Raw genomic sequence first — 23,934 nt, forward strand, 5'->3', positions numbered from 1 at the left:
GCAAAGCGGCTTTTTGGAAAGATCATGCATCACAGACTGTTACGGGCTGGGTAAACCAATTTGCGGCTGGCACGGGCGGCATCCGCGAGTCATCATGAACGCTCAATGGGAGGAAGCCATGCCGAAGCCGTGCCCGACCCTTGTTGACCGCCGCCGCCTGCTGATGGGGCTTGCGGCCCTGCCGGTCGCATTTTCAGCGGTTCCCTATGCGCTGGCCGCTACTGGCAATGCGATTGTGCCGCCCGTGGGGCTTGGCACCTGGATCACCTTCAATGTGGGTAACGATCCGGTGGGCATTGCGCAGTCTGAAGCCGTGGTCCGGGCCTTTTTCGAAGCCGGCGGGCGGCTGATCGACAGCTCGCCCATGTATGGCTCATCGCAGGCTACGGTCGGCCGCGTGCTGCGCAACATAGGCCCGACACCTGACCTCTTTGCCGCCGACAAGATATGGACCCCCGGCTTTGCCGCCGCGAAGGCACAGCTTGAGGAAACCCGCAAGGCGTGGGGCGTCGAGCGCTTTTCCCTGTTGCAGGTGCATAACCTGACCGACTGGGAAGAACACTTGCCGTGGCTGCGCGACATGAAGGCAGCGGGGGAGCTTGGCTATGTCGGCGTCACCACATCCCACGGGCGGCGGCATGGCGACCTTGAGCGCATCCTCAAAACCGAGGCAATCGACTTTGTGCAGATGACTTACAATGCTGCAACCCGCGATGTGGAAGCGCGGCTGTTGCCGCTGGCACGCGAACGCGGGGTGGCGGTGATCGTCAACCGGCCTTACGAGGGCGGTCGCCTGATCCGTCAGTTGAAACGCGATCCATTGCCCGGTTGGGCGGGGGAGGCCGGCCTCACCACCTGGGCGGATGTGGCACTTGGTTTCATCCTGTCGCACCCGGCTGTCACCTGCGCCATCCCGGCGACCACGCGCGTGGATCATGTGCAGGAAAATATGGCGGCTGGCCGGTGGACCGCGCTTGATGAAATGCTCCGCCGCCGCATCGCGGCCTATGTGGATGATCTTTGATGGGGGACTGGCTCAGTTACAGTATTCAGGATTTCCTGATGTATGGGCCCGATACCTATTACCGGCTTTACGGGCTTTATTCGGCGGAACTGTTTCCCTTCGGTATTGCGGCAATTCTCGCGACGCTCGGTGTCGTTTACCTGCTGTTCCGCCCAGTTCACTGGTATGCACGCGCCATAGCCGTCCTGATGGCGGCGGGCTGGGCGGCAACCGGTATCGGCTTTTTTCACCGGCACTATGCCACCATCAACTGGGCGGGTGACTGGTTTGCGGCGGCCTTCTTGGGGCAGGCCATCTTGTTCCTGTGGCTTGTGGTGCGGCCACTGCCGGAGGAACGGAGCCGGGCAGGGGCGCTGACGGTGCTCACAGCCCTCGTTGTCGGCATCTATCTGCCGATGGCGATGGGGCGCCCGCTTGATCAGGCGGAAGTGCCGTTGCTGGCGCCGGACCCGACCGTATTGATGACCTTCGGCGTTCTGATGGCGTATGGGCGGCGCACATGGCCGCTCGCGGTCATCCCCTTGCTGTGGGCGATCGTTGGTGGTGCTTTCCTCTGGGCGCTCGGGTCGCCTGTCTGGTGGCTGATGCCAGCAGGAGCAGTAGGGCTGTTTATCAGTTGGTGGCGGCGCTGATCAGCCGCACTGGGCGCGGTGCAGCATCATATGATCGGCCAGCACCACGGCCATCATGGCCTCGGCCACCGGAACGGCGCGGATGCCTACACACGGGTCATGACGGCCCTTGGTGACGACCTCCACGGCCTCACCGTGTTCGTTCACCGATTTGCGCGGCGTGAGGATGGAGCTTGTGGGCTTCACGGCGAAACGCACAACGACCGGTTGGCCGGTCGAGATGCCGCCCAGAATGCCACCGGCCTTGTTGGACTGGAATTCGGGCTTGCCGTCCTTGCCCGGCAGCATTTCATCGGCATTTTCCTCGCCCGTCAGGCAGGCGGCTTCCATGCCGGCGCCGATTTCAACGGCTTTCACGGCATTGATGCTCATCATCGCGGTGGCGAGATCGGCATCGAGCTTGCCATAAACCGGGGCGCCCCAGCCGGCGGGTACGCCTTCGGCCACCACTTCGATCACCGCACCGATGGAGGAGCCATTCTTGCGGATCGCATCCAGTTCATCCGCCCACATGCCGGCAGTGACCGCATCGGGGCAGAAGAAGGGATTATTGTTGACCTCATTCCAGTCGAACCGGGACCGATCGATGGCATGGCGGCCCATCTGCACCATGGCGGCGCGGATGGTGATGCCACCGCCCAGCACCTTGCGCGCCACGGCACCTGCCGCCACACGGGCTGCGGTTTCGCGGGCAGACGAACGCCCGCCGCCGCGATAGTCGCGGATGCCATACTTGGCGATATAGGTATAGTCGGCGTGGCCGGGCCGGAAGGACTGGGCGATATTGCCGTAATCCTTGGAGCGCTGGTCGGTGTTTTCGATCATCAGCTGGATGGGCGTGCCGGTCGTCTTGCCCTCGAACACGCCGGACATGATCTTTACGAGATCAGGCTCGCGGCGCTGGGTCGTATATTTCGACTGACCGGGTTTGCGCTTGTCCAGAAAGCCCTGAATGTCGCCTTCAGCAAGGTCCAGAAGCGGGGGCACGCCATCGATCGTGCAGCCGAGCGCCGGCCCGTGGCTTTCGCCCCAGGTGGTGAAACGGAACAGACGACCGAAGGTGTTGAACGACATAAAGCCCCCGCTTGGCTGGTTTTACTGGCAGATGATCCGCATGGATTCTTCATCAAGCGGCATGCCGGTGATGTTGAAGCCTGCGTCCACATAATGGATTTCGCCCGTCACGCCGCTTGAAAGGCCCGACAGGAGATAGAGCCCCGCACCGGCCACATCCTCAAGCGTGATGTTGCGCTTCAGCGGTGCGTTCTTCTCGTTATATTTCAGGAGCATGCGGAAATCGCCAACGCCCGAGGCGGCAAGCGTCTTCATGGGGCCGGCCGAGATGGCGTTGACGCGGATATCCTTCTCGCCCAGATCGCGCGCCATATAGCGCGTGCAGGCCTCGAGGGCGGCTTTCGCCACACCCATCACATTGTAATGGGGGACGACCTTTTCGGCGCCGTAATAAGTCAGCGTCAGCATGCTGCCGCCGTCTGTCATCATCTTTTCCAGCCGCTGCGCGACCGAAACGAAGCTGAAGGCGGAGATATTCATGGTCATCAGGAAGTTATCGAGGCTGGTGTCCACGAAACGGCCGCGAAGCTCGCTTTTGTCCGAATAGCCGACAGCGTGCAGGAAGAAATCGATCTTGCCCCAGCGCTTTTCAATCTCGGCCGCCAGATTGTCGATCGAGGCATTGTCGGATACGTCGCATTCGATGAGGAAATCGGAGCCGACTTCGGCAGCCAGCGGGCGCACGCGCTTTTCAAGGGCTTCGCCCTGGTAGCTGAAAGCGAGCTCGGCGCCTTGCTCGGCGCAGGCCTTGGCGATGCCCCAAGCCATCGAGCGGTCATTGGCGACCCCCATGATGAGGCCGCGTTTGCCTTCGAGGAGTTTGCTCATGATGTCTGCCCCTTATTCTATTCTATGGTGGGTTACTGGACGTTACGGTTGGCGCATCCTACACATTCGGACCCGCCGGTCAATTGGCGGTCTTTTCCTTGTATAAACGGTCAAGCGTATAGGCCGCGTTGAGCTCTGCCCCGGCAACAAAACCAAGGCTGACAAGAAAACAGAATAGCTGGGTAACAACGACCCCGGCAAGCGAACCGTATGTGACGTCGTAATTGCCCGCATACCGCAGATAAAGCGACAGGCCCTTCGCCGTGGCGATCAGGATGACAAGGGCGAGCAGGGTGCCGGGCAGCCGGTAAGGGCGTTTCAGCCGGCGCGGGGTAAGGGCGAGATAAACACCGAACAGCCCGAAGGCGAGAACGACAGGCCCGAGGAAGAGGTTCAGGAAGTTCCAGAGCTCGGTCAGGCTGCCGGTCAGCGCCTCGGGGAAAAAGCTTGTCACCGCCTTCACGACCGCCGGGCCGATCACAAGGATCGACATGGCGACAAGGATGCTGATGGCGGCGAATATAACGACCGCGAGGCTTTCGAGCCGGCGCAGCCAGGCCGCGCGCGCATGTTCACGCCCGAAGGCCTTCACCAGCACACCGCGCGCCGTTTCAACCCCGGTTGCAGCCGTCCAGATCGCGAAAACGATGGAGCCTGTGAGGATTTCGGGGCGTGTGGCATCGACCACCCCGTTGATCGGCCCGCTGAGCGCTGCGCCGACCTCGTGGGGCAGGGTATTCATCATGAAAGTAATCGCCGCCACGCCGCGCTCGGTTTGCCCCATGAAGCCCGAAACGGCGACAAGGAAGATGACGAACGGGAAAAGCGACAGCATGGCGATGAAGGCCATGTTGCCGGCGGAGGCAAAACCGTCATGTTCGAAAAAGCGGGCAGCCGCCCGGCGCCAGATTTCTCCGTGATGCCGCAGCTGCTCCATCACCTCAGCTGAGGCCCGCCTTGCGGCGCAGGTCAGCCCCGTTGCCGCCGCGCCACTGGCGGATCAGTTGCTCAAGGATCAGGTCGCGTTCAGTGGGCAGCATCACCTTGAGGACGACATACATATTGCCGACCTCATCCCGCCGCTTCACGCCCTTGCCTTTCAGGCGCAGCCGCTTGCCGGAGGACGAACCTTTCGGGATACGGATGGTGAGGCGCCCCTTCGGGGTCGGTACCTCGATATCGCCGCCGAGGATCGCCTCATCGAGCGAGATCGGCAGTTCGAGAAGGATATCAAGCCCGTCGCGGGTATAGTAGGGGTGCGGGGCCACACGGATTTCAATCAGCGCATCGCCCTTGAGCGCCGTCGCCGTGCCGGGGCCACCCTGGCCAACAAGCCGGATCACCTGACCGTCCTGAATGCCCTCGGGGATCTTGATATCGACCGAGCGGCCGTCATTCAGCCGCAGGCGGCGCGTACCGCCCGAGATCGATTCCTCGAAGCCGATGGTCAGCTCGTAATTGACATCAAGGCCGCGGCGCGGGCCGCCCTTTGGCTTGGCGCTGCCGGCATCGCCCGCCGCACCCTTGCGGCCACGCCCGCCGGAGAAGCGGAAAAATTCGGAAAAGATGTCGGACGTGTCTTCGAAATCGAAGCCTTCGCCTGTGCGCCCCTTGCCGCCAAAGCCGAAGCCGCCAGCGCCCTTGCCGCCGGGCTTGGCATACCATTCATCATGATAGGCGTGGCGTTCGTTGCCCTGATCGTCGATCTCGCCGCGGTCATAACGGCCTCGCTGCGCCTCGTCGCCAAGGATATGATAGGCGGCCGAGACTTCCTTGAATTTCTCGGCAATCGCCGCATTGTCCTTGTTGCGGTCGGGGTGATATTTCTTGGCAAGCGACCGGTAAGCCTTCTTGATGTCATCCGGGCTCGCCTGGCGCTCAACGCCGAGAATTTGATAGAGGTCTCGCATCACAAGGTCTTGTCCGTCTGATAAACTCGAATACTCTGCTTGCGCCACCCCAATATAAGATGCCATGCGTCTGCTGCAACTGACAAAACCAACAAGGGAAGTTCCCTGCCATGACAGCCGAGACCGCCGAATATACCAAACCCTTCGATATCTTCACCGAATGGATGAAGGAAGCCGAGGCAAACGAGCCCAATGACCCGAACGGCATGGCGCTCGCCACGGTGGATGCTGAAGGGCGACCGAGCCTGCGTATGGTGCTGCTGAAGGGCTGGGCCGAGGATGGTTTCCGGTTCTTCACGAACCTCACCAGCCGCAAGGGGCATGACCTTGAGGCCAACCAGAATGTGGCACTTCTGTTTCACTGGAAGTCGCTGCGCCGCCAGATTCGCATCGAAGGCAGCGTTTCACCGGTGACGACCGAGGAAGCCGACGAATATTTCGCATCGCGCCCGCGCGGCAGCCGGATTGGCGCCTGGGCGTCCAAACAATCGGCGCCGATGGAAGGCCGGTTCGAGTTTGAAGGGCGGATCGCCAAATATACGACCGAGTATGCGGTGGGTGAAATTCCGCGCCCGGACTTCTGGTCGGGCTTTCTTGTCACCCCGAAGCGGTTCGAATTCTGGATGGACCGTCCCTTCCGCCTGCATGACCGGCATCAGTATGACCTGACCGAAGATGGGACAGGTTGGTCGGTCAGCACCTTGTATCCCTGAGACTGGCGGCTGGATCGAATCGGATTTCGAATCACAATGTGTGATTCGATCCAATATGTCATGGGTTTGAAACAAATCCTCCGCACTGAGGCGCAATGATAGCTGGGCATTGAACGCTGGTTCTGCCCCTTCAATTGGCCTTTGGAGTGTTTTCCATGCTTTCCCTGTCGATCCGTGCACGCCTCTTTGTCGGTTTCGCCCTTGTCATTCTGCTGCTGGCCGGGGTCAGCCTCCGCTCCACTTTGGAGATGAGCGGGCTTGATGATGTTGCCGCCCGCGTCAGCGAGCGCACGGAGACGGTGGCGGCGGTCAACCGCTTTATCTCGGCGATTGACCGGCAGGGGGCAGCGCTTCGCACCTTTGCTTTCTCGCGCCGCCCGGGCGATGGACTGCGCGCCGAGGAAGCTGCGGTGCGAACGGTGGAAAGCCGCGATCTGTTGTTCGCAGCGCTCACGAGCCCGGAGGATGCCGATGTCCGCACTGCCATCGAAGCCGAATCGGAAAGTTTCCGTCAGGTGTTTGAAAGCCTGAAAGGGCGGCTCGGCGCGGATACCGACGCTTTCATCGTGGCTATGGGCGGCAGTCGCGCGCTTGATGCCTCGACCGCTACTTTCGAGGGCTTTCTGAAAAAGCTGCCGGGCGAGGGCGCCTCGCTTGCGCCGCAGGCGAAGCCGCTTGTCACCCAGTTCACCCAGTCGTCGCTTGCCTATTTCAGTTCGGGGCTCACGGCGGACTATGAAAAGGCGATTGCCGACGGCGAGGCCATCGATGCACTGGTGCGCACCGCCACTGCAGGCGCCAAGGGGATGAGCCGCAAGGAGACGGCGGCGCTACGGTTCTTCCGCCGCGATAGCGATCTTGTCCGCCAGAATGTGCGCCAGCGCCGCGCCGTACAGGTGGCCGTTGATGATGCGCTTGCCGAGCTTGAGGCCGTGGCCGGGCGGCTTGGCGAGCTCTCAACCGATGTACAATCCCGGGCCGTAGCAGCACAGGGCACGGCGCTCACCCGCATGGTGACGGCGATTGGCGAGACAATGAGTTCAAGCCTCTGGGGGCTCCTCCTTGGTGCGGTGGCTGCCATGGCGACGGCCTTTGTGATCGGCCTCAGCATCCGCAACCCGCTTGCCCGTATCACCGAAGCGCTGGAGGCATTGGCACGCGGTGAAAAGTCGGTCGTTGTGCCCTATACCGAACGCAAGGATGAACTTGGCCGGGTAGCAAACGCCGCCGAGGTCTTCAAGGCGAGTGCCCTTGAAATGGAACGGATCGCGCTTGAAAAGGCCGCCGTGGAGCAGGCCGCCGTTGAAGCCCGTCGCACGGCGAAGGAAGAAGAAGACCGCAGGACCGATGAAGCCCGCCGCGAAGCCGAGGAACGCGAGGCCGAGGCCCGCCGCGTCCGTCAGGCTCAGCGTCTGCAAATGGCGGAGCAGTTTGAGGCCCGCGTCATGGGCGTCGTGGAAGCCGTGAACGGTGCCGCCAACCGGATCGTGAACGCGACCGAGGTGCTGGCTGAAAACATGGAGCGGACTTCTGGTGAAGTTGCCTCCTCACATCAGGTGTCCTCGGAAGGCGCGAGCAACGCTAATGCCGTGGCAGGGGCCGCCGAGCAATTGACTTCCTCGATCTCGGAAATCAGCAACAGCCTCGCTGAAAGCGCGGCAATCGCCGAAGCTGCCGTGAAGGACGTCGGCACCACGGCGGTTACGATGGACGGGCTTGCCGCGGCGGTCGAGCGGATCGGCTCTGTCCTGCACCTGATCCGTGACATTGCTGACCAGACCAACCTTCTGGCGCTTAACGCCACCATCGAAGCTGCGCGCGCCGGTGAGGCGGGCAGGGGCTTTGCTGTGGTGGCAAGCGAAGTGAAAAACCTGGCGTCCGAATCCCGCCGGGCAACCGAGGAAATCTCGGCCTATATCGCAGAAATCCAGACGGTTTCGGCGGACGCCGGCACGGCGATTTCAGGGATCGGCGGCACTATCGAGCGGATGAACGACGTCGCCCAGACTGTCGCCAATGCGGTGCGCGAGCAATCCGGGGCAACGGAAGAGATTTCCCACAATGTTGTCCGCGTGGCGGAAGGCGCTGAAACCGTGCGGTCGAGCATTCTTGTGGTGGGCGAGGCGGCAAGTGCGACGCAGGCCCGCGCCGAGGAACTGAAAGTCGACGCCCATGCGCTGACCGGCGAGGCGGCGGCTCTGAAGGCGGAGGTCGAGGCGTTTCTGGCAGAAATCAGAGCGGCCTGATCTCTTCATCTCCCTTTTTCATACTTGGCAGTACAGATTTTGACGCTTAATCTGAACTTTCAAATCCTGGGAGGGGAAGTGAGATGGATGGCATGCAGCCTGCCGGTACGCCGGCCGAAACGATCCGCGATATTCTGAATGCACAGCGCAAGGCCTATCTGGCTGAAGGCGAGGTCACGCTCGAGACGCGACTTGACCGGCTGAAGCGCGCCCGCGCGGTGCTGATGGACAACAAGGATACCTTCATCCGCCTGATTTCCGAAGATTTCGGCAACCGCTCGGGCGATACCACGCTGTTCGCCGATGTCGTTGGCAGCCACGGGGCGCTTTCGGATGCCATCAAGCATACCGCCAAATGGATGAAGCCCGAGCGTCGCGGCCTGCCGTTCCCGCTGGGCCTGCTTGGTGCCAAGGCGCAGGTCGTGCCGCAGCCCAAAGGCGTTGTCGGCCTCATCACCCCCTGGAACTTCCCGCTGACGATGGTGTTTGTGCCCTTGGCCCAAATGCTGGCGGCGGGCAACCGGGTTGTCATCAAGCCGTCCGAATGGACGCCGAAAACCTCTGAATTCCTGAAAGAAGCCTTCGCCAAGGCCTTTGACCGCACCGAAGTTGCGGTGGTGACGGGCGGCGTGGAAACGAGCCAGGCCTTCGCCTCGCAGCGCTGGGACCATCTGATGTTCACGGGCGCGCCTGTGGTGGGCAAGCTGATCATGCGGGCGGCCTCCGAAAATCTGGTGCCCGTGACGCTTGAACTCGGCGGTAAGAGCCCGGTTGTGGTTGGCCGTTCGGCCGATATCGCGGAGACCGCCGAGCGGGTGGCGGTGTTCAAGCATATGAATGCCGGTCAGATCTGCCTCGCGCCCGATTATCTGAATGTGGCCGAAGAGCAGCGCGATGCATTTGTTGAAAGCTACACCAAGACGGTTGAGGGCATGTATCCGACCATGCTGGCGAACGAGCAATATACCTCGATCATCACGCCGCGGCACCGCGAGCGGCTGGAAGGCTATATCGCCGATGCCCGCGCCAAGGGCGCCGATGTGCGGATCATCAATCCGGCGAACGAGAATTTCGAAGGCCAGAACCAGACGAACAAGCTGCCGTCTGCCCTGATCCTCAACCCGACCGACGATATGAAGGTGATGCAGGAAGAAATCTTCGGCCCCATCCTGCCGGTGCGCACCTACAAGCAGGTTGATGAAGTCATCGACTATGTGAATGACCGCGAACGTCCGCTGGCGCTCTATTACATGGGCAATGATGACGCCGAGCAGAAACAGGTTGTCACGCGCACCACGTCGGGCGGGGTGACGGTGAATGACTGCCTCTGGCACGGCGCCCACGAAACGCTGCCGTTTGGCGGCGTCGGCAACAGCGGCATCGGCTGCTATCACGGCCATGACGGCTTCAAGGAGTTCAGCCATATGAAGCCGGTCTTAAAGCACCCGAAACGCAGCATTGGCCGGCTGATGGGCATTGTGCCGCCCTATACCGACAAGCTGAAGAAAATGATGGCAATGCAACTGAAGAAGTAAGGGCAGGCTAGTGACTGACCTTGGCTTCCAGTTCCGCACCGTCGGCGCCGTACTCTGTGAAGACGGCGCCGCTTCCCGCCTTGGTGACATTCTGGCTGCACGGTTCGACCGTGCGCCGGTGCTTGTCGTCACCGATCCCGGCATCATCAAGCTCGGCCTTGCCGGGGCGGCCATCGCTTCGCTTGAGGCGGCCGGTTTTGCACCTGCAGTGTTCGATGCTGTAACCGCTGATCCTGCCGATCATGTGGTTTTGGCCGCGACCGAAGCCGCAACTCGGCACGGTGCCGGAATAATTGTGGGCTTTGGTGGTGGCAGCTCGATGGATGTGGCGAAGCTCGTTGCCGTCCTCGCCAAGGGGCGGGAACCGCTTTCGGATATCTACGGGCTCGACAAGATCAAATCCGGTCGCCTGCCGCTTGTGCAGGTGCCGACGACCGCTGGCACGGGCTCGGAAGTCACCTCTGTAGCGATTGTCACGACCGGCGAGACGACCAAGGCAGGGGTGGGTTCGCCCGTATTGCTGGCTGACCTCGCGCTTCTCGATGCTACGCTGACGACCGGCTTGCCGCGCCATGTGACGGCAGCAACCGGGATCGACGCGATGGTGCATGCGATTGAAGCTTTCACCAGCCGTATCAAGAAAAACCCGGTGTCGGATGCCTTTGCCCGGCAGGCGCTGAAGATGCTTGGCGGCAACCTGTTGAAAGCCTGCGGGAACGAGGTCTCGCTGGATGCCCGCCGCGCCATGCTGACGGGTGCGATGCTTGCCGGTACTGCTTTCGCGAATGCACCGGTCGCTGCCGTGCATGCGCTGGCATACCCCGTGGGTGGCATCTTTCATGTGCCGCACGGGCTTTCGAACGCGCTGGTGTTGCCGCATGTGATGCGCTTCAACCTGCCGGCGGCGTTCGAATTTTACGGCGAGCTTGCAGCTGACCTCGGTCTTGCGGGCGATACCACACCGGCCCGCGCGGAGGCGCTGATTGCATGGCTTGAGGGGCTCATTGAGGCGACCGGTATCGAACGGCGCTTGCGCGAGGTGGGCGTTGCGGAGAATGATGTGGAAAGGCTGGCGGAAGACGCGATGCTGCAGACCCGCCTTCTCGTCAATAATCCGCGCGAGGTGACCCTCTCTGACGCCCGTGCCATCTATGAGGCCACCTGGTGACAGCTGAACGTCCGATCTTTCGTCCGCTCGATGCCTTTCCGGTGCGGGCTCCGGTCCAGACACGCTGGGACGATAACGACATCTACGGCCATGTGAACAACGTGGTCTATTATAGCTATTTCGATACGGTGGTGAACCGCCACCTAATCGAGGCGGGGGCGCTGGATATCCACGACGGCGAAGTGATCGGCCTTGTGGTGGAAACCGGCTGCCGCTACTGCGCACCGCTTGCCTTCCCCGAGCCCGTGACGGCGGGGATGGGGGTCGCCCATGTGGGGCGTTCGAGCGTGCGATACGAAATCGGCCTTTACGGCGCCGACCACGCGGAGGCAGCGGCGGAAGGCTTCTTCATTCATGTTTATGTGGACCGCGCGACAAGGCGCCCGACTGAACTGCCCGCGCGGTTCCGCGAGGTGCTCGAGGCCGCAAGGTTCTGATCCATTTCCGGGGAGGGAAGTATGGACGTTAAAGACAAGGTCATCATCATCACGGGCGGCGCCAGCGGCATCGGCAAGGCGCTGGCCGAGCTGTTCGCCAAGGAAGGTGCCAGGGCGATTGCCGTGACTGACGTCAATCAGGAAGGCGTTGACGCTGTCGCCAAGGGCATTGGCGCGGTCGCCATCCCCTATGTGATGGATGTGACGAGTGAAGCTGCCGTGAAGGCGGTTGTTGACGAGATGACGGCAAAGTTCGGCGGTGTGGACCTTTATGTGTCGAACGCCGGTATCCTGTTCTCGGACGCGCCGGACTGGACGGCAATCAGCCAGTCTGAAGCCCAATGGGACAAGATATGGAAAGTGAATGTCTATGCCCACGTCATCGCCTGCCGCGCCGTGTTGCCGCAGATGCGGGAGCGCAAGTCGGGCGGCATCCTGATCACGGCGTCTGCCGCCGGGCTCCTGTCGCAGATTGGCGATACCAGCTATTCCACCACCAAGCATGCGGCGGTCGGCTTTGCCGAAAGCCTGGCGATCAGCCACGGCGACGATGGCATCTGGGTCGGTGCACTGTGCCCGCAGGCGGTGGATACCGCGATGGTGCGCGGCGCGCGGGACAGTTCGGCGACGCTTGACGGCGTGATGCCCGCCGAGGAACTGGCAAAACGCACGCTTGCCGCCATGCGCGAGGGCCGCTTCATGATCCGCCCGCATGAGGAAGTGGAAACCTATTTCAAGCACAAGGCGGAAAATTACGACCGCTGGGTCGGCGGGATGCGCAAGCTGCGCCGCATGCAGATGGAAAAAACCGGCCGCCCGATCTGAGGCAGCTTTTGAAGGATACGACACCGGGGAGGGTGACATGGACTATACGAAACTGATGGATTTCACCGGCAAGACGGTTCTAGTTTCCGGTGCCTCGCGCGGGATCGGCGAGCAGATCGTACGTGGCTTTGCCGCAAACGGCGCCAAGGTGATTGTTTCCTCGCGCGATCAGGACGCTTGCGAGGCAGTGGCGGCGAGCATCAGAAAAGCCGGCGGTGACGCGGTCGCCAAGGCGGCGCACGCTGGCCATATGGAAGCCGTGAATGCGCTTTTCGACTGGATCGATGCCGAGTTCGGCGGGCTTGATGTGCTTGTCAATTGCGGCGGCACCAACCCCTTCTTCGGGCTGATCGGGGACACGCCCGAGGCGGCGTTCGACAAGACAATCGACGTGAACCTCAAAGGCCCGTTCTATATGTCGTCCCGCGCCGTGAAGCAGATGCAGAAGCGCGGCGGCGGGGCCATCGTCAATGTGGCCTCGATCAACGGCATCCGCCCCGGCAACCTGCAGGGCATCTATTCGATGACCAAGGCGGCGATGATCAACATGACCCACGCCTTCGCCCGCGAATATGGCAAGGACGGCATCCGCGTGAACGCGATCTGCCCCGGTTTCATCGCCACCAAGATGACGTCCGTTTTCCAGCAAAATGACGAGTTGATGGACAAGATCACGTCCGCCTTCCCGATCCCGCGGGTCGGTCAGCCGGAAGACATGGTGGCGGGTGTGATGTATCTTGCCTCGGACGCTGCCGGCTTCACCACGGGCACCACGCTTGTGATGGACGGCGGCTACACCACGGGAGGCGGGATGTGAGCGACGCGACCAACAAGAAAATCGATGTTCGGCCCGGCGAGGAGCTGAACACCGCCGAGATCGACGCCTTCCTGAAGGCGCGGATCGGCGGTCTGAAGGGTGAACCGCTCATTCGCCAGTTCGCGAGCGGCCATTCGAACCTGACCTATTCGATTGTTTACGAGAACAAGCGGCTGGTCCTGCGCCGTCCGCCCTTCGGTACTCGGCCGAAATCGGGCCACAGCATGATCCGCGAATTCCGCGTTATGAATGCGCTGAAGCCGGTCTACCCGGCGGTACCCGTCACCCACTTCCATGTGCCGGACGAAGAAAGCCCGCTGGGCGTCGAGTTCTATGTGATGGACGAGGTCGAAGGCTACAAGATCGACCGCGACATGCCAGCGGGCCTCAATTTCGATGCTGCCAAGAACCGGGCGCTTTGCGAATCCTTCTTCGAGAAGCTGATCGAACTGCATGCCGTGGATTTCAAGGCCATCGGCCTTGGCGATTTCGGGCACCCCGAAGGCTATGTCGAGCGCCAGATCAAGGGTTGGAACGGCCGGTACGAGAAGGTCATCACCGATGACGTCGAAGACTTTGCCGATGTGCGCGGCTGGCTTGAGGCCAAGATGCCGGCGGGTGAGGTCGGCCACGCCATTGTGCACGGCGATTACCGGCTTGATAATGCGATCCTCAACCTCGCCGATCCCCTGAAGATCGAAGCCATTCTGGATTGGGAGATCAGCGCGCTTGGTGATCCGCTGATGGACCTTGGCAACACGCTGGCCTACTGGTCGCAGGCGGGAGATCCGGACAATATCCTCGCCATGCGGATGCAGCCCTCGAATGCGCCGGGTATGATGACGCGGCGCGAGATCGTTGATTTCTATCAGGCGAAAACCGGCATCGATTGCAGTCACTTCGATTTCTACCTGATCGCCGGCGTGTTCCGCCTCGCTGTGATCCTGCAGCAAATCTATTACCGCTATTACCACGGCCAGACGCAGAACAAGGCGTTCGCAACCTTCGGCCAGCGCACGAATGCGCTTGGCCACTATGCAAGATCGTTGATCGAAGGATCGAATATCCGCTAGTGCGGCTCAGGCTTTGGGCTCGTCCGGGCTTTTCAGCCTGAATAGCCCTTCCTGCGCTGTCGAGGCGACAAGCGTACCGTCGCGGCGATAGATATTGCCGCGGCAGAAGCCTCGCCCCGATTTCATCCACAGGCCCTCGGTTTCATAATAAAGCCATTCGTCAACCCGGAAGTCGGTGGTGCGGAACCACATGGCATGGTCAAGGCTCGCCAACCGCCCCAGCGTCGGGTGTGTGGGCAGGATGCCATGCGGGCGCAGTAATGAAGACATGAAGCCGAAATCGGAACTGTAAGCCAAAAGTCGTTCATGTTGTGCCGGGTCGTCGCCGATTGTGCCACGAAGGCGCAGCCAGTGGCCGCCTTTTGCGGGCATTGGCTTGGGGTCGTCCACGTCAACCGGTGCTACCGCGCGCGCCTCAAAAGGCAGGTGTTGGAAAGGGTCCTCGTGGCGTTTGAACATGCGAATGAAGCGCCCGTAATAGCCGGCGCCATAGGGCAGGGTATCGGGGTCGGGCACATCAGGCATTTCGGGCTGGTGTTCGTAACCAGGCTCACTGGCGTGGAATGAAAGGCCGATCGAGTAAATTGCCTTGTGGTCCTGATAGGCGACCACGCGACGGGAGGAAAAGCTACGTCCGTCGCGCAAGACATCCACTGAATAGGTGATTGGCAGTTCCGCATTGCCGGCGCGCAGGAAATAGCTGTGCAAGCTGTGAAGGCTGAGGCTTTTGTCCACAGTACGGGTCGCGGCATCCACTGCCTGCGCCAGCACATGGCCGCCGAAAACGTGACGGTTCGGCCAGTTATTCGGCCGGCCGAGATAGTTCAAAGGCTCAACCTCGCTGATGGCAAGATTGTCCAGAATAGCGGCAAGATCGGTCATAAAGCCTCAGTCGCGGTAACTTGTATCGGTACGGTCCAGCTTGCGCATCAGGGCAGGCAGAACCAGCATGTCGGCGCCCGAAGCCCCGGCCACGGTACGCAGGTCGCGGACCGTATTGTCGATGGCTTCCTGGCTCGGGTGATGGATCGGCACACCCGCGCACTGGGTAAGGATCTGGATGCGGCAGGCTTTTTCAAGGAAGAACATCAGCTCGAACGCCTGACCGACGGTTTGGGCAACGGTCAGCGTGCCGTGATTGCGCAGGATCATGGCCTGCTTGGTGCCAAGATCCTTCACCAGCCGGTCTTTCTCGTCGTCGCGCACGGCAAGGCCTTCGAAATCGTGATAGGCGACAGTCATCCATGCCGGGATCGAGCTTTGGGCGAACGGCTGCAGGCCGTCCTTCTGGTTCGAAACCGCAATGCCATAGTCGGTGTGAAGGTGCAGCACGCAGCCGGCGTTTTCGCTCGCCTGATGGATCGCCGAATGGATCACGAAGCCGGCCTTGTTCACCATGAAGGGGGTGTCGAGGATCTTGTCGCCGTTGAGGTCGACCTTCACGAGGCTCGAGGCCGTGATTTCATCGAACATCAGGCCAAGCGGATTGAGGAGGAAGTGATGGTCGCCCCCCGGCACCTTTGCCGAGATATGGGTGTAAATGAGGTCATCCCAGCCATGCATCGCGCACAGGCGGTAGGCGGCAGCAAGCTCGACCCGTACTTTCCATTCCTCTTCGGAAACCTTGTCGCGAACCGACGGGATTTCCAGCATTCCGGTCTTTTTCATCGTGTCTCTCCCATTCCCCGATTGGCTCAGGCTGCCTGAGCAATTCGCCCTGTTCAAGCGTCTTTGATGGCCCCTCCACCGAAAGCGCTTGAATATCCGTCAGGTCACTTTAAACATATTTTGGACTTTGTGGTCTGAAAATGTTTTCGAGGCCATCAACAGCCACTGGATTTGGGGAGGTCCGCTTGCTGTCAGAACTCGTATTGCCGCCCGCTATTGCGGGTGAACCTGTCGATGCCACCATGCTGCGTATCATGGACGCCGTGCCGATGTTTGCCCGGGGCAAACGCGAGCGAGACGGTGTCTCCTATGACGTTTTCGAACATTGCCCGCCGAGTCTGAGGGAAATGTTCATGATCATGATGACGCACGCGGAGAAGGAATATCTGATCTGCGGCGATGACCGGCTGACATTCCGGGATACGCTCGACCGCGCGGCGCGTTTCGCGCAGGCGCTGGTTGGCGAATATGGCCTGAAGAAAGGCCAACCCGTCGGCCTTGCCATGCGCAACAATGCGGAATGGGTGATCGCCTATATGGGCATCATCGCCGCTGGCGGTGTGGTGGTTGCCATGAACGCCTGGTGGGGCACCGAGGAGCTTGAATGGGCGCTCGACGATAGCGGCGCCCGGCTTCTGGTTGTCGATCAGGACCGCGCCAACCGCCTGCAGGCCCGCCATGCCAAGGACAAGGATGTCCAGTTCATCATGGTGCGCGGCAAAAGTGACGGCGAGCGGATCCGCAATTTCGGGGGTTTCATGGACTATGGCTCCCCGATGGCTTTCCCGCCGGTGGATCTGGGTCCGACCGACGATGCCATGATCGTTTTCACTTCGGGCTCAAGCGGCTTCCCCAAAGGGGCTGTATCGACGCATGAAGCCATCGCCCATGTGCTGCTCACCTGGATGGTGATCGCCATGGCGTTGAAATCGCAGGCCGCCGCAAACGGCCAGCCGGTGCCGGACGACTACCAGCCCGTGATGCTGGTGGCGGTGCCTTTCTTCCATGTGACCGGCCTTGTGCCTGTGATGCTTGTCTCCGCCATGATCGGCCGCAAGCTCGTGCTGATGCACAAATGGGACGTGAAAACGGCGTTCGAACTGATCGAGCGCGAAGGCGTGACCGGCATGACCGGGGTGCCGACCATGTCTTACGAGCTTGCCGCTTCGCCGCTGCGCAAGGATTATAACCTGTCGACGCTCGTGGACCTTGGTGGCGGCGGGGCCGCCCGCCCGCCCGAGCATGTGAAGCTGATCAAGGACGCTTTCAAGGAAGTCCGTGTCGGTATCGGCTACGGCCTCACCGAAACCAACTCGCTGACGGCCATGTTGTCGGGTGATGAATATGTCGCGCGGCCGAATTCCACCGGCAAGCCGACCCCGCCGACCGTTCAGGTGAAAATCATGGGCGCGGACGGCACGGAAATGCCAACCGGCGAGAACGGCGAAATCTGGATCAAGACCATCGCCAATGTGCGGGGTTACTGGCAGCGGCCGGAAGAAACGGCCCGCGCCTTCACGGGCGGATGGTTTCATTCGGGCGATATCGGACATCTGGACAAGGACGGATATCTCTATATCGTCGACCGCCTGAAAGACATCATCATCCGGGGTGGTGAGAATATCAGCACCCTTGAAGTGGAAGGCGTGCTGCACGCCCACCCGGCGGTTGACGATGTGATGGTGTTCAGCCTGCCGGATGAACGCCTTGGGGAGATTGTAGGCGCGGTACTGGTGATGCCGGACGAGACTGTGTCGGTCGAAGATATCAAGGCGGAAGCAGCGAAGCATCTTGCCTATTACAAATTGCCCGAACGGGTCTGGCGCACGGCTGAGCCGTTGCCGCAGATTGCATCGGGCAAGATCGACCGCAGCGGTATCCGGAATTTCTACCGCGCCGCTTATGCTGACGAGATGAAGAAAGTGGGAGGAAAGTGAATGTCGATGGATCTGGGGATCACGAAGCGGGCCGACGAGCTCAGGGCAAAGGTGCGTACCTTCATTGATGAGAAGGTACTGCCGCTCGAAGACGAATATCATTCCGAAGTTGGCAAGCTTGGTGACCGGTTCCAGTTCACCGACCGCATGACCGAAATCCTTGAAAGCCTGAAGGCGGAGTCCAAGAAAGCGGGCCTCTGGAATTTCTGGCTGACCGACAGCGAGCGCGGCTACGGCCTCTCCACCGTGGAATACGCCTATCTCGCCGAGGAAATGGGCAGGTCGCATCTGGCGGCCGAATGCTTCAACTGCTCGGCCCCCGATACCGGCAACATGGAAGTGCTGGAACGTTACGGCACCGACGAGCACAAGAAGAAATGGCTGGCGCCGCTTCTCGAGGGCAAAATCCGTTCGGCCTATGTGATGACCGAGCCGGGCGTGGCGTCGTCGGATGCCACCAATATCGCGCTGACGGCAGAGCTGGACGGCGACGAATGGGTGCTGAACGGCGAGAAATACTGGGCTTCGGGTGCCGGCGATCCGCGCTGCAAGATTTTCATCGTGATGACCTGCACCGACAAGGATGCGCCGCGCCATGCGCGCCATTCGATGATTCTCGTGGAGCGTGGCACACCGGGCGTTGAAATCCTCCGGCCCATGATGGTGTTCGGCCATGACGATGCGCCGCACGGCCACATGCATATCCGCTTCACCAATGTCCGCGTGCCCAAGGATAACCTGATCCTCGGCGTGGGCCGTGGTTTTGAAGTGGCACAAGGCCGCCTCGGGCCGGGCCGTATCCACCATTGCATGCGTTCGATCGGTGCCGCTGAACGCGCGCTTGACCTCCTGTGCAAGCGGGCGATGACGCGCGAAGCCTTCGGCAAGCCGCTCGCCAAGCTTGGTGCCAACTATGACATCATCGCCGAATGCCGGATCGAGATCGAGATGGCGCGGCTCCTGTGCCTGCGCGCTGCCCATATGATGGACACACTCGGCACCGAAGCGGCCCAGCCCTATATCTCGCAGATCAAGGTTGTGGCGCCCCGCATGGCCTGCAAGGTGATCGACGAAGCGATGCAGATGCATGGCGGCGCCGGCATCAGCCAGGACTTCCCGCTTGCCAATATGTGGCACGGCCAGCGGACGCTCCGGTTCGCGGATGGCCCGGATGCCGTGCACCGGATGGTGATCGCGCGTACCGAACTCAAAAAATATCGCTCGAACAGCGTTTGATCCGAGAGAGGACCGAGACATGGCAATTGTCGTCAAGCCCGAAGCCCTGAACGATTATATCGGCAAGGAAACCGGCGTTTCCGACTGGTTCCTGGTGGATCAGGACCGGATCAACAAATTCGCCGATGTGACGCTGGATCACCAGTTCATCCATATCGACCCCGAACGCGCGAAGGCCACGCCTTTCGGCACCACCATCGCGCATGGCTTCCTTACTCTGTCGCTGCTGGCCTATCTTGCCGGCCCGCAGAACCTGCAGGTCGAAGGCACCGTGATGGGTATCAATTACGGGATGGAGAAACTGCGGTTCCTCAGCCCTGTGAAAGTGAACTCGCGCATCCGGGCGCGGGTGAAGCTGATGGAAGTGTCGCCCAAGCCGGGCGGTCGCTATCTTCTGAAAAATGAAATCACCGTGGACATCGAAGGCGAGGACAAACCCGCCCTGATCACGGAATGGCTGACCCTCATCCAGGTCGCCGGCTAATCATCCCCCGATAAGACTTCAAGGAGCTTCCAGAAATGACGATCAGGTTTGACGGCCAGGTGGCCATCGTGACGGGCGCCGGCAACGGTCTTGGCCGCAGCCACGCCCTGCAGCTGGCCGCGCGCGGCGCCAAGGTGGTGGTGAACGACCTTGGTGGCAGCGTGCACGGCGAGGGCGGCTCGGTTTCGGCGGCCCAGACCGTGGTCGACGAGATCGTTGCCGCGGGCGGCGAGGCGATGGCGCACGGCGCCAACGTCTGCAAGGCCGATGAAGTTGCCGATATGGTCAAGGCGACCATGGCGAAATGGGGCCGTATCGACATTCTGGTCAATAACGCCGGTATCCTGCGCGATAAAAGCTTCGCCAAGATGGAAGAAAACGACTGGGATGCGGTGATTGCCGTGCACCTGAAGGGATCGGAAGTCTGCACCAAGGCGGTGTGGGACATAATGCGCGAGCAGAATTACGGCCGCATCATCATGACGACCTCGTCATCGGGCCTTTATGGCAACTTCGGCCAGTCCAACTATGGTGCCGCCAAAATGGCGCTTGTGGGCTTCATGAACACGCTGTGCCTTGAGGGCGCCAAATACAATATCAACGTCAACTGCCTGTCGCCGGTGGCGGCGACGCGGATGACCGAAAACCTGATGCCGGAAGAGATGCTCGCGCTTCTGAAGCCCGAGCTTGTCACACCGGCGGTGCTGTTCATGGCCTCGAAAGAAGGCCCGAACCGCGCAGTGATCGCAGCCGGTGCCGGCGGCTTTGCCCGTGCGGTGGTGCTGGAAACAGAAGGGATGGCATTCTCGGAAGAGGATGCTACACCAGAGAATATCGCGGCCAATTGGGGGACAATTGCAGATGCCGCGACGGGCAAGGAATACAAGGGTGGCAACGAACAGACCATCAAGTTCCTGACCAACGCCCAGAAGGTGCGCGGCTGAGGCCGTCTGTCTTCGAAGCTATCGTGAAAGAGCGCGGCTGAGGCCGCGCACGTTCAACCGAATTCAGGGGAGTTAAATCCATGCGTGACGCAGTCATCGTATCCACCGCTCGTACGCCCATCGGCCGCGCCTACAAGGGCGCTTTCAATGCCACCCATTCGCCCACCATGGGCGGCCATGCCATCGAACATGCCGTCAAGCGCGCCGGTATCGAAGGCGCTGAAGTTGAAGACGTGATCATGGGCTGCGCCCTGCCGCAAGGCACCTCGGGCGTGAACATCGGCCGCAACGCCGCGCTCCGCGCCGGTCTGCCTGTCACCGTTTCGGGCATGACGATGGACCGTCAGTGCTCGTCCGGCATGATGGCAATCGCCACCGCCGCCAAGCAGATCATCCATGACGGCATGGATGTCACGGTGGGTGCGGGCCTTGAGCAGATTTCGCTTGTCCAGAACGACAAGATGAACCGCTACGAACTGATCGATAAAAGCCTGATCGCCATGCACAAGGACATCTACATGCCCATGCTGCAGACGGCCGAGGTTGTCGCCAAGCGCTACGGCATCAGCCGCGAAGCCATGGACGAATATGGCTACCAGTCGCAGATGCGCACGGCTGCCGCACAGGCCGCCGGCAAGTTCGATGACGAAATCGTGCCGCTGCCGTCCAAAATGGGCGTGATGAACAAGGAAACCGGCGCCATCGAATTCAAGGATGTGACGCTCGCGAAAGACGAGGGCAACCGCCCGGAAACCACGCTTGAAGGCCTGACCGGCCTGAAAACCGTGATCGAAGGCGGCACCATCACTGCCGGTAACGCCAGCCAGCTTTCAGACGGCGCGTCGGCCAGCGTGCTGATGGAAGCCAAACTCGCCGAGAAGCGCGGCTTGGCGCCGCTTGGCCGCTATGTCGGCATCGCGGTTGCCGGTTGTGAGCCTGACGAAATGGGCATTGGCCCCGTGTTCGCCGTGCCGAAACTCCTGAAAGCCAACGGCCTGAAGATGGACGACATCGGCCTCTGGGAGCTCAATGAAGCCTTTGCTGTGCAGGTGCTTTATTGCCGCGACAAGCTGGGCATTCCGGACGAGCTTCTGAACGTCAACGGCGGTGCCATTTCGATTGGCCACCCCTATGGCATGTCGGGTGCGCGGATGGTTGGCCATGCGCTTATCGAAGGCAAACGCCGCGGTGCCAAATACGTTGTCTGCACCATGTGTGTGGGCGGCGGCATGGGGGCTGCCGGCCTCTTTGAAGTTCTGTAATCGAAGGGGAGGGGAAATCCGATGAAAGCTGTTCTCTGCCGCGAGCTCGGGCTCGCCGACAAACTTGAACTCGCCGATATCGCTGATCCGGTTGCCGGCCCCGGCCAGGCAGTCGTGGCAGTGAATGCTGCCGGGATCAATTTCCCCGACCTCCTGATCATTCAGGGCAAATACCAGTTCAAGCCTGAACTGCCCTTCGTGCCCGGCGGTGAAGCCGCCGGGATCGTCGAAAGCGTGGGCGAGGGCGTGACGAACGTGAAGCCGGGCGACCGGGTGATCGTCACCACCATGACCGGTGCTTTCGCCGAAAAAGTGGTTGCTCCCGCCGCCATGCTGATGCCGATGCCCGATGCCATGAGCTTCGAGGTCGGTGCCGGTTTCACCATCACCTATGCCACGAGCTATCATGCGCTGAAGGACCGTGCGGACCTGAAGGTCGGCGAGACCGTACTGGTGCTTGGTGCCGCAGGCGGTGTTGGCCTCGCGACCGTGCAGCTTGCCAAGGCCATGGGCGCCAAGGTGATCGCGGCGGCTTCGTCCGACGCCAAGCTCGAGGTCTGTCGTGCGGCAGGCGCCGATGAGGTGCTGAATTACGCCACAGAAGACATGAAAACCCGCCTCAAGGAACTGACCGGGGGCAGGGGCGTCGATGTGGTTTATGACCCGGTTGGCGGTGACTATACCGAGGTTGCCGTCCGCGCGCTGGCGCCCAACGGCCGCCTGCTGGTCATCGGCTTTGCCGCCGGCGACATTCCGAAAATTCCGCTCAATCTGCTGCTGCTGAAGCAGTCCGCGCTTGTGGGGGTTTTCTGGGGTGCATGGGCAGGTGCCAACCCCAAGGGGCAGATCGCCAACATGAAGGAAATGTTCGCGATGATCGCGGACGGACGCTTGGAGCCCAAAGTGACCGAGATTTATCCGCTCGCGGATTTTGCCTCGGCGTTCGAGGCCCTTTCGGCGCGCCGTGCAACGGGCAAGGTTGTCCTTGTGCCATGATCAATGAGGCTGCCCCGCCGCGGGTAACGATTGTCGTTGCGACTTACAACCGTCCCGAGGTGCTGACCCAGGCTATCCTGTCGGTGATCCGGCAGACGGTTCAGGATTGGGTGATGCTCATTGTCGGTGACAGCTGCGACGAGCGCACCGGGGCAGCCATCGATGCGATTGGCGATCCGCGCATTCATTATCTCAATCTGCAGGACCGCTGCGGCGAACAGTCGGGCCCCAATGCGGTCGGCCTTTCGGCCGTCTTTACCGACTATGTGGCGCTTCTGAATCACGATGACATCTGGTTGCCGACCCATCTTGAAACAGCGCTTGCAGCGCTTGAAGGCGGCAAGGCGGATCTTTATTGCGGTGCCATAGGGGTGACCACCTTCGCGACCGACCGGGCTACGGGGGTGCGGTCACCGGCCTTCATCGCGACGACGCCCACGGGTCGCACGTTCGATATGGCCTTTCACCGGAACTGCACTTATTTCGAACCGGCTTCCACTTGGGTCATGCGGCGGTCTGTTGTCGAGGTGGTCGGGCTGTGGCAGCCAGCGGCCGCACTGCACCGGACCCCGCTCACCGATTGGCTCCTTCGGGCCTGGCGACAGGACGTGAAGGCGGTTTTCGCTGATGCACCCACCGCGATCTATTGCGACGCCGAAAAAAGCAACGTTGCCAATCGGAAAGGCGAAGAAGCGCCCGTCATGTATGACTGGAACGACGGCGAACAGGCCTACTGGAACGACTTTATCGAAAAGCAGGGCGCGGATGCCGTTTTGCAGTTGATGAAACTTCAGCCGCAGGAGATGAGCCGTACGTCCGAGATTTTTCAGGATCAAACCTTCCCCGAACAAGTGCAATGGGTGTTCGAAACCTATTTGAACCCGGCGAATGCCCGATTATACAAGGTTTACGGGTGGGATGCCTTCGTACAGGCGTGTGTCCTGACAAAACGACCTCCCGGGATCTCCTTGCAGGCGATGTTAAAGCGCCGCACTGGAGAAGCCCTGAAACCAAGAGAAACATGGAAACAAGTCATTGACCGCGCCCTTGAACAATTGGAGCAGCATCCTTCCTGGCAGCAGCTGCGTAGACAGTCGGGCGTGGCTTGAGGAACGTCGTGCCGTG

23 protein-coding genes are annotated in these 23,934 nt (G+C 61.1%); 17 read left to right on the plus strand and 6 right to left on the minus strand.

What is annotated here, in order from left to right; translation table 11 throughout:
* Positions 1-94 precede the first annotated feature (94 nt).
* Together PH603_RS08810 and PH603_RS08815 are read left to right on the plus strand one after the other, a co-directional pair.
* Positions 95-1,024 (plus strand): aldo/keto reductase, encoded by a 930-nt coding sequence (locus PH603_RS08810; RefSeq protein ID WP_289501937.1) that lies wholly within the window; start codon positions 95-97, stop codon positions 1,022-1,024.
* A complete protein-coding gene (locus tag PH603_RS08815) occupies positions 1,024-1,656 on the plus strand; it encodes a DUF6064 family protein (protein WP_289501939.1) in 633 nt (210 codons plus the stop codon). Before PH603_RS08810 ends, PH603_RS08815 begins: the two co-directional genes overlap by 1 nt.
* On the opposite strand, the gene aroC is transcribed toward PH603_RS08815, so the two are convergent.
* From aroC to PH603_RS08835, 4 genes are all read right to left on the minus strand, one after another.
* Positions 1,657-2,730: a chorismate synthase gene (gene aroC / locus PH603_RS08820; RefSeq protein WP_289501941.1), complete on the minus strand. Its 1,074-nt coding sequence runs from the start codon at positions 2,728-2,730 to the stop codon at positions 1,657-1,659.
* 21 nt (positions 2,731-2,751) lie between these two features.
* Positions 2,752-3,558, minus strand: a complete 807-nt coding sequence (locus PH603_RS08825; protein ID WP_289501943.1) for an enoyl-ACP reductase FabI — start codon at positions 3,556-3,558, stop codon at positions 2,752-2,754.
* Positions 3,559-3,637: 79 nt separating this feature from the next.
* The gene (locus PH603_RS08830; protein WP_289501944.1) at positions 3,638-4,495 is read right to left on the minus strand and encodes a YihY/virulence factor BrkB family protein; all 858 of its coding nucleotides are present in this window, start codon (positions 4,493-4,495) and stop codon (positions 3,638-3,640) included.
* A gap of 4 nt (positions 4,496-4,499) precedes the next feature.
* Positions 4,500-5,468, minus strand: a complete 969-nt coding sequence (locus PH603_RS08835) for a DnaJ C-terminal domain-containing protein (RefSeq protein WP_289501946.1) — start codon at positions 5,466-5,468, stop codon at positions 4,500-4,502.
* 110 nt (positions 5,469-5,578) lie between these two features.
* Between PH603_RS08835 and pdxH the strand changes: the two genes are divergently transcribed.
* The 8 genes from pdxH (at position 5,579) to PH603_RS08875 (ending at position 14,282) form a co-directional block, all read left to right on the plus strand.
* Positions 5,579-6,181 (plus strand): pyridoxamine 5'-phosphate oxidase, encoded by a 603-nt coding sequence (gene pdxH / locus PH603_RS08840; protein WP_289501947.1) that lies wholly within the window; start codon positions 5,579-5,581, stop codon positions 6,179-6,181.
* A gap of 155 nt (positions 6,182-6,336) precedes the next feature.
* A complete protein-coding gene (locus tag PH603_RS08845; RefSeq protein ID WP_289501949.1) occupies positions 6,337-8,427 on the plus strand; it encodes a methyl-accepting chemotaxis protein in 2,091 nt (696 codons plus the stop codon).
* Positions 8,428-8,510: 83 nt separating this feature from the next.
* Complete coding sequence (locus PH603_RS08850; RefSeq protein ID WP_289501951.1) at positions 8,511-9,962, plus strand: coniferyl aldehyde dehydrogenase; 1,452 nt, start codon at positions 8,511-8,513, stop codon at positions 9,960-9,962.
* 10 nt (positions 9,963-9,972) lie between these two features.
* Positions 9,973-11,130: an iron-containing alcohol dehydrogenase gene (locus tag PH603_RS08855; protein WP_289501953.1), complete on the plus strand. Its 1,158-nt coding sequence runs from the start codon at positions 9,973-9,975 to the stop codon at positions 11,128-11,130.
* Positions 11,127-11,567, plus strand: a complete 441-nt coding sequence (locus PH603_RS08860) for an acyl-CoA thioesterase (protein WP_289501954.1) — start codon at positions 11,127-11,129, stop codon at positions 11,565-11,567. Before PH603_RS08855 ends, PH603_RS08860 begins: the two co-directional genes overlap by 4 nt.
* Positions 11,568-11,588: 21 nt before the next feature.
* On the plus strand, positions 11,589-12,392 hold the full coding sequence (locus PH603_RS08865; protein WP_289501956.1) for an SDR family oxidoreductase: 804 nt from the start codon (positions 11,589-11,591) through the stop codon (positions 12,390-12,392).
* Between the two features lie 37 nt (positions 12,393-12,429).
* Positions 12,430-13,209: a glucose 1-dehydrogenase gene (locus PH603_RS08870; RefSeq protein WP_289501958.1), complete on the plus strand. Its 780-nt coding sequence runs from the start codon at positions 12,430-12,432 to the stop codon at positions 13,207-13,209.
* Entirely contained in the window at positions 13,206-14,282 is a 1,077-nt protein-coding gene (locus PH603_RS08875; RefSeq protein WP_289501959.1) for a phosphotransferase family protein, read from the plus strand. The genes PH603_RS08870 and PH603_RS08875 overlap by 4 nt, the downstream gene beginning before the upstream one ends.
* Before the next feature lie 6 nt (positions 14,283-14,288).
* On the opposite strand, the gene PH603_RS08880 is transcribed toward PH603_RS08875, so the two are convergent.
* Both PH603_RS08880 and PH603_RS08885 read right to left on the minus strand, forming a co-directional pair.
* On the minus strand, positions 14,289-15,164 hold the full coding sequence (locus PH603_RS08880) for an acyl-CoA thioesterase (RefSeq protein WP_289501960.1): 876 nt from the start codon (positions 15,162-15,164) through the stop codon (positions 14,289-14,291).
* A gap of 6 nt (positions 15,165-15,170) precedes the next feature.
* Positions 15,171-15,950 (minus strand): class II aldolase/adducin family protein, encoded by a 780-nt coding sequence (locus PH603_RS08885; protein WP_289501961.1) that lies wholly within the window; start codon positions 15,948-15,950, stop codon positions 15,171-15,173.
* A 185-nt stretch (positions 15,951-16,135) separates the two neighbouring features.
* Between PH603_RS08885 and PH603_RS08890 the strand changes: the two genes are divergently transcribed.
* From PH603_RS08890 to PH603_RS08920, 7 genes are all read left to right on the plus strand, one after another.
* Positions 16,136-17,887 carry a class I adenylate-forming enzyme family protein gene (locus PH603_RS08890; protein WP_289501962.1) on the plus strand — a complete coding sequence of 584 codons (1,752 nt, stop codon included), beginning with the start codon at positions 16,136-16,138 and terminating at the stop codon, positions 17,885-17,887.
* Between the two features lie 6 nt (positions 17,888-17,893).
* The gene (locus PH603_RS08895) at positions 17,894-19,123 is read left to right on the plus strand and encodes an acyl-CoA dehydrogenase family protein (RefSeq protein WP_353507394.1); all 1,230 of its coding nucleotides are present in this window, start codon (positions 17,894-17,896) and stop codon (positions 19,121-19,123) included.
* 19 nt (positions 19,124-19,142) lie between these two features.
* Positions 19,143-19,607 carry a MaoC family dehydratase gene (locus tag PH603_RS08900; RefSeq protein WP_289501964.1) on the plus strand — a complete coding sequence of 155 codons (465 nt, stop codon included), beginning with the start codon at positions 19,143-19,145 and terminating at the stop codon, positions 19,605-19,607.
* Positions 19,608-19,642: 35 nt separating this feature from the next.
* The gene (locus tag PH603_RS08905; RefSeq protein WP_289501966.1) at positions 19,643-20,551 is read left to right on the plus strand and encodes an SDR family oxidoreductase; all 909 of its coding nucleotides are present in this window, start codon (positions 19,643-19,645) and stop codon (positions 20,549-20,551) included.
* An 80-nt stretch (positions 20,552-20,631) separates the two neighbouring features.
* A complete protein-coding gene (locus tag PH603_RS08910) occupies positions 20,632-21,813 on the plus strand; it encodes an acetyl-CoA C-acyltransferase (protein WP_289501967.1) in 1,182 nt (393 codons plus the stop codon).
* Positions 21,814-21,834: 21 nt separating this feature from the next.
* On the plus strand, positions 21,835-22,809 hold the full coding sequence (locus tag PH603_RS08915; RefSeq protein WP_289501968.1) for an NADPH:quinone oxidoreductase family protein: 975 nt from the start codon (positions 21,835-21,837) through the stop codon (positions 22,807-22,809).
* Positions 22,806-23,918, plus strand: coding sequence for a glycosyltransferase family 2 protein (locus PH603_RS08920; protein WP_289501969.1), 1,113 nt, complete (start codon positions 22,806-22,808; stop codon positions 23,916-23,918). The genes PH603_RS08915 and PH603_RS08920 overlap by 4 nt, the downstream gene beginning before the upstream one ends.
* Positions 23,919-23,934 lie beyond the last annotated feature (16 nt).

Origin of the sequence: Gimibacter soli (assembly GCF_028463845.1) — a bacterium.
GTDB lineage: Bacteria > Pseudomonadota > Alphaproteobacteria > Sphingomonadales > Kordiimonadaceae > Gimibacter > Gimibacter soli.

Bases quoted from the DNA above. Each gene is read 5' to 3' on its own strand.
- PH603_RS08810 (WP_289501937.1), top strand. From the start codon at position 95: ATGAACGCTCAATGGGAGGAAGCCATGCCGAAGCCGTGCCCGACCCTT.
- PH603_RS08815 (WP_289501939.1), top strand. From the start codon at position 1,024: ATGGGGGACTGGCTCAGTTACAGTATTCAGGATTTCCTGATGTATGGG.
- aroC (WP_289501941.1), bottom strand. From the start codon at position 2,730: ATGTCGTTCAACACCTTCGGTCGTCTGTTCCGTTTCACCACCTGGGGC.
- PH603_RS08825 (WP_289501943.1), bottom strand. From the start codon at position 3,558: ATGAGCAAACTCCTCGAAGGCAAACGCGGCCTCATCATGGGGGTCGCC.
- PH603_RS08830 (WP_289501944.1), bottom strand. From the start codon at position 4,495: ATGGAGCAGCTGCGGCATCACGGAGAAATCTGGCGCCGGGCGGCTGCC.
- PH603_RS08835 (WP_289501946.1), bottom strand. From the start codon at position 5,468: ATGCGAGACCTCTATCAAATTCTCGGCGTTGAGCGCCAGGCGAGCCCG.
- pdxH (WP_289501947.1), top strand. From the start codon at position 5,579: ATGACAGCCGAGACCGCCGAATATACCAAACCCTTCGATATCTTCACC.
- PH603_RS08845 (WP_289501949.1), top strand. From the start codon at position 6,337: ATGCTTTCCCTGTCGATCCGTGCACGCCTCTTTGTCGGTTTCGCCCTT.
- PH603_RS08850 (WP_289501951.1), top strand. From the start codon at position 8,511: ATGGATGGCATGCAGCCTGCCGGTACGCCGGCCGAAACGATCCGCGAT.
- PH603_RS08865 (WP_289501956.1), top strand. From the start codon at position 11,589: ATGGACGTTAAAGACAAGGTCATCATCATCACGGGCGGCGCCAGCGGC.
- PH603_RS08870 (WP_289501958.1), top strand. From the start codon at position 12,430: ATGGACTATACGAAACTGATGGATTTCACCGGCAAGACGGTTCTAGTT.
- PH603_RS08880 (WP_289501960.1), bottom strand. From the start codon at position 15,164: ATGACCGATCTTGCCGCTATTCTGGACAATCTTGCCATCAGCGAGGTT.
- PH603_RS08885 (WP_289501961.1), bottom strand. From the start codon at position 15,950: ATGAAAAAGACCGGAATGCTGGAAATCCCGTCGGTTCGCGACAAGGTT.
- PH603_RS08895 (WP_353507394.1), top strand. From the start codon at position 17,894: ATGGATCTGGGGATCACGAAGCGGGCCGACGAGCTCAGGGCAAAGGTG.
- PH603_RS08900 (WP_289501964.1), top strand. From the start codon at position 19,143: ATGGCAATTGTCGTCAAGCCCGAAGCCCTGAACGATTATATCGGCAAG.
- PH603_RS08905 (WP_289501966.1), top strand. From the start codon at position 19,643: ATGACGATCAGGTTTGACGGCCAGGTGGCCATCGTGACGGGCGCCGGC.
- PH603_RS08910 (WP_289501967.1), top strand. From the start codon at position 20,632: ATGCGTGACGCAGTCATCGTATCCACCGCTCGTACGCCCATCGGCCGC.
- PH603_RS08915 (WP_289501968.1), top strand. From the start codon at position 21,835: ATGAAAGCTGTTCTCTGCCGCGAGCTCGGGCTCGCCGACAAACTTGAA.
- PH603_RS08920 (WP_289501969.1), top strand. From the start codon at position 22,806: ATGATCAATGAGGCTGCCCCGCCGCGGGTAACGATTGTCGTTGCGACT.